We start from the raw sequence: 17,136 nt of genomic DNA, 5'->3' as shown, positions 1-17,136 counted from the left end.
GGCGGCGATGAGGGTGCTGGTTGTCGCGCATGGACATCCCGATTTCGGCCCCGGTGGCGGAGAGCTCGCAGCCCACACCCTCTTCGAAGGGCTGAAGGCCCATCCCGACGTGTCGCAGGCGCGCTTTCTCGCCCGAACGGGAGAGCCGCGCCTGCCGTCCGGGGCCGTCGGCCGCCTTCGTCCCGGCGAGCATCTGATCCGTCGCGACATCGCGGACTGGCCGCGCCTCGAAGCCTGTCCGGACGCGCCGCCGCCGGGGCGGGGGCTCGCCGACTTCCTGTCGGACGCCGCGCCCGACGTGGTCTTCCTCCACCATGTGGTCCATCTCGGGCTGGAGATCGTCGACGACATCCGCTCGACCCTTCCAGACGCCCGCATCGTCCTGACGCTGCACGACTATCTCGCCATTTGCCGCAACGAAGGGCTGATGGTCACGCGTCCGCCGGGTCCGGATCCGGCGCCGCTGTCCGGCACCTTGTGCCGCGAGAGCGGGATCGACGCCTGCGGCCGGTGCTTTCCCGAGGGCGCACCCTTGATCCACACGGAGCGACGGGAGCGGTTCCGCCGGGCCTTCGCCCAGATCGACGCCTTCGTCGCGCCATCCGCCTTTCTCGCCGAACGCTATGTCCGATGGGGCATCGAACCCGAACGCATCCACGTGATCGCCAATGGAACGCACGCGCCGGGCCGACCCGTCGCGCCGCCGTCTTTCGGCGCCACGCTTCGTCTCGGCTTCTTCGGTCAGGCGCGGCCGTCCAAGGGCCTGCACGTCGCGCTGGCGGCTCTTCATCACCTGGAGCCGTCCGTGCGCGCACGGATCTCGCTCGATCTCAACGTGAGCCGCCTCGAGGCGCAGGACGCCTGGTACCGGACCCTCGTGGAGCGGCTTGCCGCCCCCTTGGTGCAGGACGGCTCGCTGCGCTGGCGCGGCGCCTTCGCCCGGAACGATCTCTCGGACCGCATGGCGTCCGTCGACGCCGTCCTGGTGCCTTCGACGTGGTGGGAGAACGCTCCGCTCGTGATCGGCGAGGCTTTCGCGCATGGTCGCCCCGTGCTCGGTTCGCGTCTCGGCGGCATCGCGGAAGCGGTGCGGGACGGCATCGACGGCTGTCTCTTCACCCCCGGCGATGCGCGGGAGCTCTCGGGTCTGCTCGCGCGCCTGTCCGAGGAAGCGGTCACCGGTCGCGCGATCGCGGCAGGGGTCCGGGCGCCGGCGACGGTCGCCCAGTCGAGCGATGCGCATCTCGCTCTCGCCCGCTCGATCGGGGCGGGCCTTCACGTCTGAACGGGGGAACTTCGGTCTTGCGACCGCAGAAGGGTGTCGCCGGTCGTTTCCGATGTCTAAGGGAGAGCCTGACGCCCGACCGGCGCGCCGGGTCCAACCCATGGTCGAAGGAGCTCTCTTGGCGGCTGACCCCATTTCCGTTCCCATCTTCGACGGACACAACGACACGCTCCTGCGCCTCATGAACGATCCGACGGGGCAGGCCTTCGATCGCTTCTTCGACGGCGGAGAGCCCGGTCACATCGACGCGGTGTCGGCGAGGGCAGGCGGCCTGTTCGGCGGGCTCTTCGCCATCTTTCCGCCGTCGACGGGCGGTCTGTCGCTATCGGACGCGATGAGCGTCGCGCCCTATCGCCTGCCGTTTCCCGACACGCCGGGGCGGGACGAGGCGACTGCCTCGACGTTTCGGATGGTGTCGATCCTTCTGAGACTGGAAGCGCGCTCTCAAGGAGCGTTGACGGTCTGCCGCTCCGTCGCGGACATCGAGACCGCGAAGGCCTCGGGTCGTCTGGCCGCCGTCCTTCACATCGAAGGCGCCGAGGCAATCGACCCCGACCTCCATGCGCTCGACGTTCTCCACGCCGCCGGGCTCCGCTCCATCGGTCCCGTCTGGAGCCGGCCCAACATCTTCGGGCACGGCGTGCCCATGGCCTTCCCGTCCTCGCCCGATGTGGGTCCGGGGCTGACGGAAGCCGGCATCAGGCTGGTGCGGCGCTGCAACGCGCTTCGAATCCTCGTTGACCTCTCGCATCTCAACGAGAAGGGTTTCGACGACGTCGCTCGCCATTCCGACGCTCCGCTCGTCGCGACCCATTGCAACGCGCACGCCCTTTCCACGCACAGCCGCAACCTGACGGATCGGCAACTCGCGGCGATCCGGGCGTCCGGCGGGCTCGTCGGTCTCAACTTCGCGACGGCCTTCCTTCGCGCCGATGGCCAGATGAACGAGGACACGGGTCTCGACGTGATGATCCGCCACCTGGATCATCTCGTGCGACATCTCGGCGAGGACGGGGTCGCCCTCGGCTCGGACTTCGACGGGGCGATGATCCCGCGCGGCATCGCAAGCGCCGCGGGCCTTCCCCATCTCGTCGCCGCAATGGTCGCTGCCGGCTTCGGCGGGGAGCTCATCGAGAAGATCGCCTGGCGGAACTGGCTTCGCGTCCTTCGCCTCACCTGGGGAAATTGAAAGCCGAACCATCGATCGGATGCACGGGGAGGGGAAGGAGAGGCGGAACTGCGGGCGGCCCGGCCGCGTCTTTCTCCTGGAAACCCTGCAGGTTGCTACTCCCGGCAGCCCCGAAGATCGAGGAACGTCATTGCCGAGCGCCCCACCGGAGCCCATCCATGGAGACGACCGTCTCCCTTCGGTCCGAGTCACGAGCTACAATCTCGAAACGCGGGAAGACGGCGGTTTTCTCGGCGACAAGGTGAGCGAGACGGCCTTCCGCAAGCTTCTCGACGATTGGCGTCAAAGCTTTGCCGGCCGCGATGAGGATCCGCTCGGCTCGACGCCCACGGACGAGATCCGCCGTGAGGATCTCGACAAGACGTTCGAGGACGAGGAAGCGCCCGCTGCCGATCTGCTCGGCGGCGCGGCGGATGAGTTTTCGCAGGAACTGGCCGCCGTGCTCGGGCGCTTCCTGCTCACGCCGGGCTGGGCCGGTGTCCAACGCATCGTGTGCGGCGGCGGCTTTCAGTCCAGCGCGGTCGGCCGGGCCATCGTGCGCCGTGCGAGCGGGCTTCTCGCCGCCGATAAAGGTGTCACGCTGCGCAGTCTGAAGCACGATCCGGACGACGGCGGCATGATCGGATGGGTCCATGCCGCACCGACCCGCTTGCTGCGGGACGGCGAAGGAATGCTGGCGGTCGATGTCGGCGGTACGAATCTTCGATGCGGCATCGTCCGCTTCAACCGCGATGCCGCCGGATCCTGTGCGCAGGCCGACGTTCACACCCGCCGGAAATGGTGCCACGCCGACGAAGAACCCTCGCGCGAGGACGTGATCGACGCGCTTTGCGGCATGCTGGTCGAGATGGCCGCGAAGGCGAAGGACGACGGGCTTCGCCTGGTTCCGCTCGTTGGTCTGTCCTGTCCCGGCATCATCCTGCCGGACGGCCGCATCCATCACGGCACTCAGAATCTGCCGGGTGACTGGACGGACGACGACTTCAATCTTTCCCTGGCCGTCGCGGCCGGTCTGGCCGAAGGGGACGATCGACCGCCGGTCGTTCTCGTTCACAACGATGCCGTCGTTCGAGGCCTGAGCGAACGGCCTTTCATGCGCGACGTCGAACGTTGGGGCGCCATCACGATCGGTACGGGACTGGGGAACTGCAGCTTTCTCAACACCGGGGAAGAAAGCGGAGCCGTCGAGGCCGGTTGATGCGAGCGAAGATGCGCGAGCGCTCTCAGTCCCCGCCGCCGACATCACCGGCGCGGTCGCGGCGCCAATAGGCGGCGACGAGATGCCGGTGCCGCGCCAAGCCGATCTCCTTGCGCAGATAGGCTCGGATCGCGCGAAAGTCGGTGAACTCGCAACCGCACCAGACGAAGACGTCGTTGCCGAACGCGGGCAGATCCAGCGCGCGCAGCGCCGGCGGCAGGAGATCGCAGGAGCCGGCCGGGCGGCCGCCGCGATGGAGATAGACGATATCGGCTGCGGCCTTCGTCGCGAGCGTCAGCTCGTCGGCGGGACCATCGACCTCGATGACGGCCTTGACCGTCGCCGTTGCCGGAAGCTCCTCCAGCATGCGCGCGATGGCGGGCAGCGCGGTGTCGTCCCCGAGGAGGATGAGCGTCGAAGCCGGTCCGATCTCGCCGCCGCCGGGTCCTGACATGCCGACGATGTCGCCGGGCCTGGCGCCCGTCGCGAAGCGCGAGCCCGGCGTTTCTTCTCCGGAATGCAGCACGATGTCGATATCGACAAAGCCGGCCGCGGGATCGATCCGCCGGATCGTGTAGACGCGGTGCTCCAGCCTGTCCTCGCCCTCCGGCCAGACGATCCGCCCGTCGGACCCGAGCGTCGGCCAGACCGGCTCGCGACCGGCGGGCGGGAAGATCAGGCGGACGTGGTGACCGCCCTCGGCGAAGCGCCCGAGGTCTCTGCCGGCCAGCCGGATGCGTCGCATGTGCGGCGTCAACGTTTGGGCTGACACCACCCGCATTGCCCGGAAGAACGGGGGGATGGTTCCGGTCACGCCGTCGCCCGTCCAGTGGATCTCGGGCGCCGGCACGGGGGCGAACTCGTGGACGTGTTCGGCGACGCCCATCTTCATGTAGGCGAGGTAGATCTCGTCGGAGGCCTTGGCCTCGACGACGAGCCGCCGCCCTTCGGCACCGAGCCGGGCTTGCCCGAACCCGAAATCGACCGCTCCCGTGCCGTCGGCGTAGCTCACATCGCCATGTTCGGAGAAGTGCTCGCAGAGATCGGCGAGAAGACGAACGGCATCGGCGACGATGATTTCGGTGCGGGCGTGCAGCATCGAATGGATCCCTTCCGCCCCTCACGAACCGCTCGATCGCCATTGCCGACGATCGGTGGCGGATCACGAACCGCGCGCGGCTCGGCCGAGACGGGCACAATCTCAGCCGCTCAACGCCTAATTAAACATGACTACGATTGTCAAGTTCAGGATCGTGGTTCGGTTCGATGACGTGGGAGGCGCGGGATGGGAGGGAGGCGGCGAACCAGGCCGTTGGGAGCGACCGGTCCACCGCCTCCTGATCAACGATCGCATCGGCCGGATCCGGTTCGACGAGGTCGTGCGACAAGGCTGACGCAGGATCGACTCATCACGCCGCGGCTGGGGCCGCATCACCCGAATGAGGGATATTGTCGCAATCGCGGACATTTGCGGCTGGTTTTTGATGAATTTCGCCCGGCCTGGGATCAAGCCGAGGTCGGATCGAGCGTTACACCCTGGTCTTTGCCGGTGCCGCATCGGCTTCGATCGAGCCAACGCTCGGTTCGAAGCGGCGAAGAGCGCTCGGCAGGATGCCGGCGGCCGCCAGCGCGGTCGCGACGAACAGAGCCGCGGTGTTCGGACCCGCGGCGACGAGACCGTAGATCACCGCGAGCAGTGCCGTTCCCATGGACTGGCCGACCAGTCGCGCGGTGGACTGGATGCCGCTCGCGCCGCCGCTCCTCTCGCGCGGGGCGCTGGCGATCAGCACCTTGTTGTTCGGGGTCTGGAAGATGCCGAAGCCGAAGCCGGCGATCACCAATCGCCAGATGAGATCGATGTCGGTGGGATCGTTGGGCAGGAGCGCCAGCGCTAGGAGACCGCCGGCGAAGACGAAGAGCCCGACGGCTGCGAGCTGACCCGGCGGGTACCGATCCGCCAGCCGCCCGGACAGGACGGCCGCGAAGGCCGTCGCGATGGGCCAGGGCGACATGAGGAGCCCGGTCTCTGCAGCCGAGCGTCCGAGCGTGTCGTGCAGCAGGAACGGCAGGCAGATGAAGGCGATCGCCTGCGCGCTGAAGGAGCAGATCGACGTGACGGCCGACAGGGCGATCACCGGCAGCCGCAGAAGGTCGACGGGCAGCATCGGAGCCGGCATCGAGAGCTGCGTCCGCGTGAAGGCGATGCCGATGGCGAGGCCCGCGCCGATCTGCAGAAGCGCGAGGCTGACGCCTTCGGCGTGCCCGAGACCGTTCACCCCGGAGATCACGAGACCGAAGGTCGCGGCGCTGAGAAGGGCGCTCCTGACGTCGAACCGGCGACCGGACCGCTCGGTCTTCGGCAGGGTCCGGTGGCCGATCAGGAGCGTCAGGAGACCGATCGGCACGTTGACGAGGAACAAGCTCTGCCAGGACGCGACGGACAGGATCACGCCGGCGATCGAGGGGCCGGCGGCCGAGGAGACCGCCACCGTCATCGCGACATATCCGAGCGCGCGGCCGAGAAGGCTTTGCGGAAAGACGAAACGCACGAGCGCGATGTTGATGCTCATGATCCCCGCGGCCCCGAGGCCCTGCAGCGCGCGCGCGGCGACCAGCGTCGGCAGCGATGCCGAGAGGGCGCAGAGGAGGGAGGCGGCCGTGAACAGAGCGACGCCGCCGAGATAGACCTTGCGATAGCCGACGATCTCGCCGAGCGAGGCGAGCGGCAGGAGCGCCATGGTGACGGCGAGCTGGTAGGCGTTGACGATCCAGATCGCGTCCACCGGCTCGATGCCGAGATCTGCGGTGATCGGCGGCAGAGCGATATTGGCGATCGCTCCGTCGAGGACCGCGACGAAGGTCGCGATCGCGATCGCCGAAAAGGCCAGCGTCCGCTGTGGCTTGGCCAAGCCATCCTGAAGAGGCATCCGTCATTCCGTCTTGATCGATGGGGGCCGGGTGTCGCGCGGCGTCGCGAGGGGGGTAGGATGTCCGGGCACCCGCTTCAAGCGCAATCGAGGCCGTCCTCGGCTCGAACGGAGGGGAGGGACGGATGTCGTCGGGACGACCCCCTCTGCCGGTCCTGAGGGAGCCGAGACGTCGCCGGCGCGATATCGAGAGGTTCCGGGCGCAGCCGGCGCGGCGCCTGCGGCAGATCGTCGAAGCAATCAGCTCGACCCGAGACAAGGCCCTTATCATGTTCTTGAGCGTCTTCGACCTCTACAAGATCGGCATCGGTCCCTCGAGCTCGCACACGATGGGGCCGATGACGGCAGCGGCGCGGTTCCTCGCCGAGCTGAAGGACGGACGCTGGCCGCGTCCCCACGACGCCGTGGTCGCCCGGCTGCGGGTGATCCTGCACGGCTCGCTCGCCTTCACCGGCGTCGGGCATGCGACCGACCGCGCGGTGATGCTCGGCCTCGCCGGCTTCGTGCCCGCCACCGTCGATCCGGACGCCGTCGATGCGGTCGTTGGAGGCATCGCGGCCGAGGGCCGTGTCCAGCCGGACGGGCATCCCGCTTATGCTTTCGAGCCCGTGCGGGATCTCGTCTTCGATCGCAAGACGCCGCTGCCGGGCCACGCCAACGGGATGGCCTTCGAGGCGCTCGACCGGAACGGCGCGTTGCTCCTTCGCCGGATCTACTACTCGATCGGCGGCGGCTTCGTGGTCGACGAGGATGAATTGCAGCGCAAGGACTCGGCCCTGCCGACCGAAAGCACGACGGCGATCCCGTTTCCCTTCTCGACAGCGGGCGAGATGCTGGCCATGGCGGATCGGTCCGGCCTGTCGATCGGAGAGATGCAGCGCGCGAACGAGCGCGTCTTCCTGTCCGAGCGCGACCTCGACGAGCGCCTGGACGCCATTGCCGGGGTCATGGCCGACTGCGTCCGGCGCGGCCTGAAGCAGGACGGCATCATGCCGGGCGGGCTGAAGATTCGTCGCCGCGCCAAGGCGATCCACGAGCGGCTCGAGGCCGACGCCCAGCGCAACGTCTTCCAGCCGCTCATGGCGAATGACTGGCTGTCGGTCTACGCCATGGCCGTCAACGAGGAGAACGCCTGCGGGGGGCGCGTGGTCACCGCGCCGACGAACGGCGCGGCCGGCGTCGTGCCCGCCGTCATGCAGTATGTGCGTCATTTCCACGCCGAAGCCGGCAAGGCCGAACTTCGCACCTTCCTCCTGACCTCGGCGGCGATCGGCGCGATCATCAAGCGCAACGCCTCCATCTCCGGCGCGGAGGTCGGCTGCCAGGGGGAGGTGGGTTCCGCCTCCGCCATGGCAGCCGCGGGGCTGGCGGCGATCATGGGCGGTTCGCCCGCCCAGATCGAGAACGCCGCCGAGATCGCGCTGGAGCACCATCTCGGCATGACCTGCGATCCCGTGAAGGGGCTCGTTCAGGTCCCCTGCATAGAGCGCAACGCTTTCGGTGCGGTGAAGGCGGTGACGGCAGCCTCGCTCGCGATGAAGGGCGACGGCTCGCATTTCGTACCGCTTGACGCCTGCATCGAGACGATGCGCCAGACCGGCCGCGACATGGACCACCGCTACAAGGAAACGAGCCTCGGCGGCCTCGCGGTCAACCTGCCGGAATGCTGAACCCGGAACCCGGTCGATCGCGACGGATCGATCGTCGATCGACAGGGGAGGGAAAGCGCGAGGCGGTGCGGCGCTAGTCGCGGTGCTTCAAGGGCACGATGCCGCCCTGCTCGTTGTCCGGGATCGCGCCGGCTTCCGTGTCGGTCAGCGCGTTCGCCTGCGCTTCCGGATGATAGTCCGGATCCGGCGAGTTCGCGTGGCCGACCAGCGTGTCCGACACCCTGGGTGTTCCGCCCGCGATCGGAACCCGCTCCTTCTCCTCTGCGGAATTGCGGGAAAAGACCTGCTTGGTGGGTTCGGTCATGGTCATGCCTCCTCGACATCGTGCGCGCTGAACTCCGCGAAGGCAGCGCGGATGGTGCCCGCCATGCCCTCGTCCTCGATGTCGACCGAAACGTCGATCGATCCGTTCAGGGCAGCGTCTTCGCGCGCCTCGACGCTCGGCTCGCCGGCATGGGCATCCGATCCCGCCACGGCTTCGCCCGCGCTGTTGTTCGGGCCCGTAGCCGAGATGAAGATGTCCGTTCTCTCGATGCCATGTTCCTGCACGAGACGCTCGACGGTCATTTCGGCTTCGCGTCTCGTCTCGAATTGTGCGGTCAGGGTCGTGCCCATCGCTGATTCCCTTCGGTTGTTCCGACAGGCAACGCGCGAGCGCAGGAAAGGACGCATGGCGAGCCGCTTCGTCGCGCCCGAAGCCGAAGCCGAAGCCGGTTCGCGGATCACGTCGGACGCAGACCTTTGCCCCGCAGAAGCGGTCGCCCGGCCAGCGGATGCTCGTGACGGAAACGAACCCTATGGACGCTTCGGCCCGGACTCCGCCCAGGTCAGAAGTGCGTCCAGAGCCGGGCAGAGGGAGTGGCCCCATTCCGTCAGACCGTACTCGACCTTGGGCGGCACCTGGTGGTGCACCAGCCGGGTGACGATTCCGTCGGTCTCCATCTGCCGAAGTTGCTGGGTCAGCATCTTCTGCGAAACGCCGGGAATGGCCCGCTCAAGGTCGGAGAAGCGCTTCAACCCGCCGTCGAAGAGATGAAAGAGGATCACGAGCTTCCACCGACCATCCAGCATCGAGATCGCCCCCTCGATACCCGAAGCCGCGCTCATCGGCGTATGGTGCGACGGGGATGGCCGGGACTTACTTCGAGGTAAGGAGCCCACTTCGTCGTGCGTTCTTGTCAATTCATCCTCCGGAGGCGATGTATCGGGCATCACAACAGTGGTTGCACTGGAGACGACATGTTTTCACTTCCCGACGCCATCGCCCTCTACTTCACGCTTCCAGCGGATGCAGATATCGCCGACCTCGCGCGAGCCTTCGACGAGGACGCCGCCGTCCAGGACGAGAAACGGGCGCACCGCGGCCTTCGTTCGATCCGAGACTGGCGCATCGACACCATGGCACGCACGCCGTTCACGGCACAGCCTCTCTCGGTCGAGGATCGCGGCGACAGGATCGTCGTGCCGGCGACGGTCACGGGAGCCTTCCCCGGCAGTCCCGTCGTGCTCGACCACTGCTTCACCCTGCGCGGTGGCCGCATCGCCGCGCTGGAGATCGCGTGATGGGCCCGGGTTGGATCGACCTCGGCGGGCTGCGCGCCCTCGTCTCCGGCGGCACGAAGGGCGTCGGCGGCGCGGTGGTCGCCGCATTGGCGAGCGCTGGAGCCGAGGTCGTCACCGCCGCCCGCTCGACGCCCGAGATCCTGCCGGATGGCGTCCGCTTTCTCGCCGCCGACCTCACCACCGCGAAGGGTTGCGCGGACCTCGCCCGCTTCGCCCTCACCGAACTGGGAGGCGTCGACATCCTGGTGAACGTCTTCGGCGGGTCCAGCGCGCCCGGGGGCGGTCACGCCGTTCTGGACGACGGGATCTGGGCGCGCGAGCTCGACCAGAACCTCATGGCGGCGGTGCGCCTCGACCGAGCCATCGTGCCGGGCATGGTGGAGCGCGGCTCGGGCGTCGTGATCCACGTGACCTCCATCCAGCGCGAACTGCCGCTGCCGGACTCCACCATCGCCTACGCCGCCGCCAAGGGAGCCCTCGCCACCTACAGCAAGGCTCTGTCGAAGGAGGTGACGCCGCAGGGCGTGCGCGTCGTAAGGGTATCGCCGGGCTGGGTGGAGACCGAAGCCTCGGTGAGACTGGCCGAACGTCTCGCCGATCCGGCGGGCACGGATTACGAGGGCGGAAAGCGCATCATCATGGACGGCCTCGGCGGCATACCGCTCGGCCGGCCGGCGAAGCCGGAAGAGGTCGCCGACCTCGTCGCCTTCCTCGTATCGCCGCGCGCCGCTTCGATCACCGGCACGGAATATGTGATCGACGGCGGCACGGTGCCGACGGTCTGATCGATCCGGCTCCGCCGCCGGTTCGCGACCGTGTCGGACGCGGCGAAGATCCGCCCGATGCGATCCGACGGCGTCGCGCTCGCGCGACGCGACCGCTCGACAACCGCACCCTCGGGCCGATGGATCTTTCGATGAAACATGTGGTGGGCGATGACAGGCTCGAACTGCCGACATCCTCGGTGTAAACGAGGCGCTCTACCAACTGAGCTAATCGCCCTTGCCGGCTCGGCCAATAAGACGTCGGAGCGATTTGTGCAAGCCGTATGGGCTCGTCCTGTGGATGATGAGGGGCCTTGTACGATTTCTGCGACAAGGTCCTGCACCTCGCTTGACAGCGAGAACGGCGTTCCTTAAACGACCACTCACGCCGCCGGGACAGCCCAGCGGCGCCAAGCGCGGGTGTAGCTCAGTCGGTTAGAGTGCCGGCCTGTCACGCCGGAGGTCGCGGGTTCGAGCCCCGTCACTCGCGCCATTTCACATCTCTCATGATGTTCAAAGAAATGGGCTCCGATCAAGATCGAGCCCATCGTGAACGATGAACGGGTCAAGGTTCCGGGTGTCGCCGGGAGCCGTCGTTCCGTCCGGCGTTGCGTTCCCCGCCGTGGGGATTGCCGGATCGTCTCGCGGGACGGTGGGGAGCAACAGGCTCAATCGGCTTGCGCGGCAGCTCTGAGATTCGGACCGCGATATCTCCCAGTTTTCGACGAACGAGCCTGTTCCTCAAGCGCTCGTTCGAACGCTCCGCGTCGAGATGTCGAAGCGGACGCTTTCGTTTCCCGGCAGTTCCTCCGCCGGAAAGAGGGCGTGGCGACGGTTCAGATCCAGTCGTTGGCCTGCATGAGGGTCAGCCAGCAGCCGAGCAGAACGAACGCCAGCAGGGCGAAAGAGGCATAGATGGCGATCGCCTCGACCCAGCGCAGCCAAGCCGGCTGGTGCGGGGCTTGGTCCCGCTCGTCCGACTGGGAGGACAGAGGGGCACCCGGCTGGTCGATGGGGGACGGCCACCGAGCCGCGTTCCGTCTCTGGAACACGAGGGTGGTCGTCGTCGACGACATCTGGAAGGACGCGGTCTTGCCTGTGGTTGTCATGCAAAGCCTCTCGAACCGATGGTGATGAGCATAGGATCGGAGCCTTGCCCGGAACCGGTCCGGATCGCTCGACGGAACCGCGTGCGACAAAGCGCTGGTGTTCGGAAGCCTCGGCTTGCGCCCTGAAACGGAAGGGTTTAACCGTCGCCGCAGTGCGATGCGGGTCGGCGACCGAGCGTCGCATGGAATGCGTCCGGCGAACGATTATATTTCAAAGGACTAGCTGAAAATCTCGGCACGGGAAGACCACGCGGCGAAGCGGGCGGTCGAGCCTGTCGACACGAGGGACTGCCGCGTTGCCAGAGCTTCTCGCTTCCTATCTCCCGATCGTCATCTTCGTCGGGATCGCACTCTTCATCGGGCTGGCGCTGCTCGTTTCGCCGTTTCTCCTCGCCTTCAAGGCGCCGGACGACGAAAAGCTCTCCGCCTACGAATGCGGCTTCGATGCGTTCGACGATTCGCGGATGAAGTTCGACGTTCGCTTCTACCTCGTGTCCATCCTCTTCATCATCTTCGATCTCGAAGTCGCCTTCCTGTTTCCCTGGGCTGCCACGTTCGGCGCCGTGGGCTGGTTCGGTTTCTGGTCGATGATGGTCTTCCTCGGCGTCTTGACCGTCGGCTTCATCTACGAATGGAAGAAAGGCGCTCTCGAATGGGATTGATCGACGCCAAGGGCGACACCATCCTTCGGGCTCCGCTGGCGGAAGGTTCCGCTGCGGCTTCGAGCGGAACGACGCTGGTCCGGCCGGCGCCGGATCCGTTCCTGACCGACATCAACGATGAACTCGCCGACAAGGGCTTTCTCGTCACCTCCACCGACGATCTCATCCAGTGGGCCCGAACCGGGTCGCTGATGTGGATGACGTTCGGCCTCGCCTGCTGCGCGGTCGAGATGATGCAGATGTCGATGCCCCGTTACGATGCGGAGCGGTTCGGGTTCGCGCCGCGCGCCAGCCCGCGCCAGTCTGACGTCATGATCGTCGCGGGCACGCTGACCAACAAGATGGCGCCCGCGCTGCGCAAGGTCTACGACCAGATGCCGGAGCCGCGCTACGTCATCTCGATGGGGTCCTGCGCCAACGGCGGCGGCTATTACCACTATTCCTACTCGGTGGTCCGTGGCTGCGATCGCGTGGTGCCGGTCGACATCTACGTGCCGGGCTGTCCTCCGACAGCGGAGGCGCTTCTCTACGGCGTTCTGCTTCTCCAGAAGAAGATCCGCCGGACCGGTACGATCGAGCGCTAGGGCGGAGTCTTCCATGAACGAACTGTCCGAACAGGTGCAGGGCCTTCTGGCCGGCACGTTCACCTCGGCATCCGTGCGCTTCGGTGAATTGACGCTCGTCGTGCCGGCCACGGCGGTCGTGGAAGTGCTGACTAAGCTTCGCGATGCCGCGTCCCTTCGCTTCGTCAACCTCACCGACATCTGCGGCGTGGACTATCCCGGCCGGGCCAAGCGTTTCGAGGTGGTCTACCATCTCCTCTCGCCGACCCGGAACGCCCGCATCCGGATCAAGGTGGAGACGGCGGAGGATGACCCGGTTCCATCGGTGACGGGCGTCTTCGCGGGCGCCGATTGGTTCGAGCGAGAGGCCTACGATCTCTATGGGATCCTCTTCACGGGCCATCCCGACCTTCGCCGCATTCTCACCGACTACGGTTTCGAGGGGCATCCGCTGCGCAAGGACTTCCCGCTCACGGGTTTCGTCGAGGTTCACTACGACGAAGCCCTGAAGCAGGTCGTCTACGAGCCGGTCGCTTTGCGGCAGGAGTTTCGCAACTTCGACTTCCTCTCGCCCTGGGAGGGCACGGACTACGTGCTGCCGGGCGATGAGAAGGCGAAAGCGAATTGATCGAGAGCGACGGCCGCGGGGCGGTTGCGCGATCGAGCGGCGGGCTTTCGAAGACCGGATCGATCGCGCGTTGCCGCGCGGGATCTTCATCGCGGAAAAGCAGCCCAACGATGGTCGCCGGCGAGATGCGGGCGATGACGGGTGCAGAATTCATCGCCGCCACGACCGGCGGAGGGGCTTGAGACCATGGCCGAGATCGACGTCCGGAACTTCAACATCAACTTCGGCCCGCAGCATCCGGCCGCGCACGGCGTGCTGCGCCTCGTGCTGGAACTCGACGGCGAGATCGTCGAGCGCGTCGATCCGCATATCGGACTCCTGCACCGCGGCACGGAGAAGCTGATCGAGGCAAAGACCTATCTTCAGGCGCTTCCCTACTTCGATCGCCTCGACTACGTCGCGCCGATGAACCAGGAGCACGCCTTCTGCCTCGCGATCGAGCGGCTGGCGGAGGTCGAGGTTCCCAAGCGCGCGCAGCTGATTCGCGTTCTCTACAGCGAAATCGGCCGCATCCTGTCGCATCTCCTGAACGTGACGACGCAGGCCATGGATGTCGGCGCGCTGACGCCTCCGCTCTGGGGCTTCGAGGAGCGCGAGAAGCTGATGGTCTTCTACGAGCGGGCATCCGGTGCCCGGCTCCATGCCGCCTATTTCCGTCCGGGCGGGGTTCATCAGGATCTGCCGCAGAAGCTCGTCGACGATATCGGCGCGTGGTGCGATCCCTTCCTAAAGGTTTGCGACGATATCGATGAACTCCTGACCGGCAACCGCATCTTCAAGCAGCGCAATGTCGACATCGGCGTCATCGGGATCGAGGATTGCTGGGCGCTCGGCTTCTCTGGCGTGATGGTGCGCGGCTCCGGCGCCGCCTGGGATCTTCGGAAGTCGCAGCCCTATGAGTGCTACGACGAGATGGATTTCGACATTCCCGTCGGCAAGAACGGCGACTGTTTCGACCGGTACCTCATTCTCATGGTCGAGATGCGCGAATCCGTAAAGATCATGAAGCAGTGCGTCGAGCGGCTGTCCGGCGCCGAGCGAATCGGTCCGGTCTCCTCGACGGAGGGCAAGGTCGTGCCGCCGAAGCGCGGCCAGATGAAGCGTTCGATGGAAGCGCTCATCCACCACTTCAAGCTCTACACCGAAGGCTTCCACGTCCCCGCCGGCGAGGTCTACGCCGCGGTGGAGGCGCCGAAGGGCGAGTTCGGCGTTTATCTCGTCGCCGACGGCACCAACAAGCCGCATCGCTGCAAGATCAAGGCGCCGGGCTTCTCGCATCTTCAGGCCATGGACTTCATGTGCCGCAAGCATATGCTGGCCGACGTCTCCGCCATTCTCGGCTCGCTCGACATCGTGTTCGGCGAGGTCGATCGTTAAGCGGAACGAGGTTCGAAGGAGGGCCGATGTCGACGACCGTCAAGACGGCCCTTCCAGAGAAGATGTCAGCCGAGGAGTTTTTGGCTTGGGCGGATTCCCGGAAGACGGAAGGCCGCTACGAACTGATCGACGGGTATCCGGTTCTGCTGCAAGCCGAGCGCGCAAGTCATAACGAGTACAAGGCTTCGGTTTGGCTTGCCCTTCGAACGGCACTGCGCTCGGGTGGGCTCGCCTGCACAGCTTTCACCGATGGGATGAGCGTCCGGATCGACGATCATGTTGTTCGTGAACCTGACGCCTTGGTCCATTGTGGAGCCTATGATCGATCTGACATCGTCGTCTCCAACCCCGTCATCGTGGTCGAGGTGATCTCGCCGTCGAGCGTGCGGAGCGATCCCGGTCGCAAGTTGCTCGACTACTTCTCCGTTCCGTCCATCCGGCAATACCTTATCCTCTACGGCGACGAGGAACGCGTGGTTCACCATCGGCGAACCGAGATCGAAGGCGAGATCGCGACCCGTATCCTGGGGCGAGGGGACACGTTGGACCTTTCGCCGCCGGGCTTTTCCGTCACCGTCGACGCATTGTTCGACAGTTGACGCCGACCCGCTTCGAGCGGTTCAGAGAAAGCCGATAAGTCCTTTCGGACTGCGGCCTTCCACCACTGGCCTTTTGCGGGGCGTATGTTAGAACGCGCCGCAACATCTGAGTTTAGAACAGAACCAAGTCGAGGTCCGATGTCCGTCAGACGGCTCGCGGAAGATAGCGTTCAGCCGGCAGGCTTCGCCTTCAATGGCGATAATGCGGGTTGGGCCGAGCGCACGATCGCCAAATATCCTGAAGGACGACAGCAGTCCGCCGTAATTCCGCTGTTGATGCGGGCGCAGGAGCAGGACGGCTGGGTGACCAAGGCCGCGATCGAGCACATCGCCGATCGCCTTGCCATGCCGCTGATCCGTGTCCTGGAGGTCGCGACCTTCTACACGCAGTTCCAGCTGAAGCCGGTGGGCACGCGCGCTCACGTGCAGGTCTGCGGGACGACGCCCTGCATGCTGCGCGGCTCGGACGAGCTGAAGCGGGTCTGTCAGTCGAAGATCCACCACGACCAGTTCCACCTCAATGCGTCCGGGACCTTGTCCTGGGAGGAGGTCGAATGCCTCGGCGCCTGCGTCAACGCGCCGATGGTCATGATCTTCAACGACACCTACGAGGATCTGACGGCCGAACGCCTGTCCGAGATCATCGATGCCTTCGATCGGGGCGAAGGCGAGAGCGTCAAGGTCGGCCCGCAGATCGACCGGCATCTCTCGTCGCCCTTCGGCGGACCGACGTCGCTGACGACGGCCGACGAAGCCGTTGCGCATGACGGCATCGAGCACGACGGCTCGTCCGCTTCATCCGCCGAAGCTGCGGAAGGGCAGACGCCCTCGCAGGCGGGGCGTCCCTCCACGCACGCCGCCGAGACCGATCCGAGCATCAAGAGCCCCGGCGCCGCCGTGGGCGCCGCGGTCGACCAGACGGTCGAGAACGCGGAAAGCGCGGGGGCGACCAGTGCCGCAGCGCCGAGCGGCAGCGGGTCGACGGGTGGTTCCGAGCAGGGGCCGACCGGCGCCGGCCAGAAGGAGGACGGGCTGGAGGATCATTCATCGGCCTCCGCCGACGCCGATGCCGCCCGCCACGATGGTCCGCTCGGCGAGAAGGGCCAGCGGGACGAGAAGGCGGTCGTAGCCGACGAGAGGTTCGTCGAGGCTCCCGAAGGATCGGCGCGCGCGCTCTCGGGCGATCGTGCCCCCGCGGCAGGCTCGTTTGCCGCTCCGCGCGAGGAGCCGCCGGTCGAGCAGCTTCGCAAGACCGAAGACACCGCGCCGGGCCCCGTCGCCGACGATCATTTCGAAACCGAAGCGGCCTCGGCCTCGGCGGCGACGTCCTTCGTGACGCCGGAAAAGCCGACGGGTCTTCTCTCCGCACCGGACGGCGCGGCCGATGACCTGAAGCTGATCAGGGGTGTCGGACCCGTGCTGGAGGTCAAGCTGCACGAGCTTGGCGTCTACCACTTCCGCCAGATCGCCGGCTGGTCGGCAGCCGAGCTGCAATGGATCGACGACCACCTTTACATCCGGGGCCGCGCCTTGCGCGATCGCTGGATCGAGCAGGCGAAGGCCCTGGCCGCGCCGGCTGGACAGGATTGAGGAGAACGGGAC

The 17,136-nt window shown here is 66.6% G+C and carries 18 protein-coding genes and 2 tRNA genes; 13 read left to right on the top strand and 7 right to left on the bottom strand.

What is annotated here, in order from left to right; translation table 11 throughout:
• Positions 1–7: 7 nt before the first annotated feature.
• From ASG43_RS12840 to ASG43_RS12830, 3 genes are all read left to right on the top strand, one after another.
• On the top strand, positions 8–1,285 hold the full coding sequence (locus tag ASG43_RS12840; protein ID WP_056505441.1) for a glycosyltransferase: 1,278 nt from the start codon (positions 8–10) through the stop codon (positions 1,283–1,285).
• Positions 1,286–1,385: 100 nt separating this feature from the next.
• Positions 1,386–2,474: a dipeptidase gene (locus tag ASG43_RS12835; RefSeq protein WP_056505440.1), complete on the top strand. Its 1,089-nt coding sequence runs from the start codon at positions 1,386–1,388 to the stop codon at positions 2,472–2,474.
• Between the two features lie 130 nt (positions 2,475–2,604).
• Positions 2,605–3,672 carry an ROK family protein gene (locus tag ASG43_RS12830; protein WP_056505437.1) on the top strand — a complete coding sequence of 356 codons (1,068 nt, stop codon included), beginning with the start codon at positions 2,605–2,607 and terminating at the stop codon, positions 3,670–3,672.
• A gap of 25 nt (positions 3,673–3,697) precedes the next feature.
• Here the strand turns inward: ASG43_RS12830 and ASG43_RS12825 are convergent, their stop codons facing one another.
• Both ASG43_RS12825 and ASG43_RS12820 read right to left on the bottom strand, forming a co-directional pair.
• The gene (locus ASG43_RS12825) at positions 3,698–4,771 is read right to left on the bottom strand and encodes a siderophore-interacting protein (protein ID WP_056505435.1); all 1,074 of its coding nucleotides are present in this window, start codon (positions 4,769–4,771) and stop codon (positions 3,698–3,700) included.
• Between the two features lie 430 nt (positions 4,772–5,201).
• Positions 5,202–6,599, bottom strand: coding sequence for an MFS transporter (locus ASG43_RS12820; RefSeq protein ID WP_056505432.1), 1,398 nt, complete (start codon positions 6,597–6,599; stop codon positions 5,202–5,204).
• Between the two features lie 269 nt (positions 6,600–6,868).
• Between ASG43_RS12820 and ASG43_RS12815 the strand changes: the two genes are divergently transcribed.
• The gene (locus tag ASG43_RS12815) at positions 6,869–8,269 is read left to right on the top strand and encodes an L-serine ammonia-lyase (protein WP_056505429.1); all 1,401 of its coding nucleotides are present in this window, start codon (positions 6,869–6,871) and stop codon (positions 8,267–8,269) included.
• A 73-nt stretch (positions 8,270–8,342) separates the two neighbouring features.
• Here the strand turns inward: ASG43_RS12815 and ASG43_RS12810 are convergent, their stop codons facing one another.
• From ASG43_RS12810 to ASG43_RS12800, 3 genes are all read right to left on the bottom strand, one after another.
• Entirely contained in the window at positions 8,343–8,573 is a 231-nt protein-coding gene (locus ASG43_RS12810) for a hypothetical protein (RefSeq protein ID WP_156386677.1), read from the bottom strand.
• A gap of 2 nt (positions 8,574–8,575) precedes the next feature.
• Positions 8,576–8,884, bottom strand: a complete 309-nt coding sequence (locus ASG43_RS12805; RefSeq protein WP_056505423.1) for a hypothetical protein — start codon at positions 8,882–8,884, stop codon at positions 8,576–8,578.
• Positions 8,885–9,064: 180 nt separating this feature from the next.
• Entirely contained in the window at positions 9,065–9,451 is a 387-nt protein-coding gene (locus ASG43_RS12800; RefSeq protein ID WP_082490869.1) for a helix-turn-helix domain-containing protein, read from the bottom strand.
• Between the two features lie 57 nt (positions 9,452–9,508).
• On the opposite strand from ASG43_RS12800, the gene ASG43_RS12795 reads away from it, so the two are divergent.
• Both ASG43_RS12795 and ASG43_RS12790 read left to right on the top strand, forming a co-directional pair.
• Positions 9,509–9,832 carry a nuclear transport factor 2 family protein gene (locus tag ASG43_RS12795; RefSeq protein ID WP_056505415.1) on the top strand — a complete coding sequence of 108 codons (324 nt, stop codon included), beginning with the start codon at positions 9,509–9,511 and terminating at the stop codon, positions 9,830–9,832.
• Positions 9,832–10,617, top strand: coding sequence for an SDR family oxidoreductase (locus tag ASG43_RS12790; protein WP_056505412.1), 786 nt, complete (start codon positions 9,832–9,834; stop codon positions 10,615–10,617). The genes ASG43_RS12795 and ASG43_RS12790 overlap by 1 nt, the downstream gene beginning before the upstream one ends.
• Positions 10,618–10,758: 141 nt before the next feature.
• Here ASG43_RS12790 and ASG43_RS12785 read toward each other — a convergent pair.
• A tRNA-Val gene (locus tag ASG43_RS12785) sits at positions 10,759–10,834 on the bottom strand.
• Between the two features lie 178 nt (positions 10,835–11,012).
• Here ASG43_RS12785 and ASG43_RS12780 point away from each other — a divergent pair.
• Positions 11,013–11,089 (top strand) — tRNA-Asp (locus ASG43_RS12780).
• A gap of 343 nt (positions 11,090–11,432) precedes the next feature.
• Here the strand turns inward: ASG43_RS12780 and ASG43_RS12775 are convergent.
• Positions 11,433–11,705: a hypothetical protein gene (locus tag ASG43_RS12775; protein ID WP_056505410.1), complete on the bottom strand. Its 273-nt coding sequence runs from the start codon at positions 11,703–11,705 to the stop codon at positions 11,433–11,435.
• Between the two features lie 296 nt (positions 11,706–12,001).
• Between ASG43_RS12775 and ASG43_RS12770 the strand changes: the two genes are divergently transcribed.
• From ASG43_RS12770 to nuoE, 6 genes are all read left to right on the top strand, one after another.
• Complete coding sequence (locus ASG43_RS12770) at positions 12,002–12,367, top strand: NADH-quinone oxidoreductase subunit A (protein WP_056505407.1); 366 nt, start codon at positions 12,002–12,004, stop codon at positions 12,365–12,367.
• Positions 12,358–12,951 carry an NADH-quinone oxidoreductase subunit B gene (locus ASG43_RS12765; protein ID WP_056505404.1) on the top strand — a complete coding sequence of 198 codons (594 nt, stop codon included), beginning with the start codon at positions 12,358–12,360 and terminating at the stop codon, positions 12,949–12,951. The genes ASG43_RS12770 and ASG43_RS12765 overlap by 10 nt, the downstream gene beginning before the upstream one ends.
• A 13-nt stretch (positions 12,952–12,964) precedes the next feature.
• Positions 12,965–13,558 (top strand): NADH-quinone oxidoreductase subunit C, encoded by a 594-nt coding sequence (locus ASG43_RS12760; protein WP_056505401.1) that lies wholly within the window; start codon positions 12,965–12,967, stop codon positions 13,556–13,558.
• Between the two features lie 186 nt (positions 13,559–13,744).
• Positions 13,745–14,935 carry an NADH-quinone oxidoreductase subunit D gene (locus ASG43_RS12750; RefSeq protein WP_056505396.1) on the top strand — a complete coding sequence of 397 codons (1,191 nt, stop codon included), beginning with the start codon at positions 13,745–13,747 and terminating at the stop codon, positions 14,933–14,935.
• 26 nt (positions 14,936–14,961) lie between these two features.
• Positions 14,962–15,534: a Uma2 family endonuclease gene (locus ASG43_RS12745; RefSeq protein WP_056505394.1), complete on the top strand. Its 573-nt coding sequence runs from the start codon at positions 14,962–14,964 to the stop codon at positions 15,532–15,534.
• Positions 15,535–15,672: 138 nt separating this feature from the next.
• Positions 15,673–17,124, top strand: a complete 1,452-nt coding sequence (gene nuoE / locus ASG43_RS12740) for an NADH-quinone oxidoreductase subunit NuoE (RefSeq protein WP_056505390.1) — start codon at positions 15,673–15,675, stop codon at positions 17,122–17,124.
• Positions 17,125–17,136: the final 12 nt, after the last annotated feature.

Origin of the sequence: Aureimonas sp. Leaf454 (assembly GCF_001424685.1) — a bacterium.
Lineage (GTDB): Bacteria > Pseudomonadota > Alphaproteobacteria > Rhizobiales > Rhizobiaceae > Plantimonas.
Note: the sequence above shows the minus strand (reverse complement) of the source record. Positions and strands in the feature narration are given on the sequence as shown.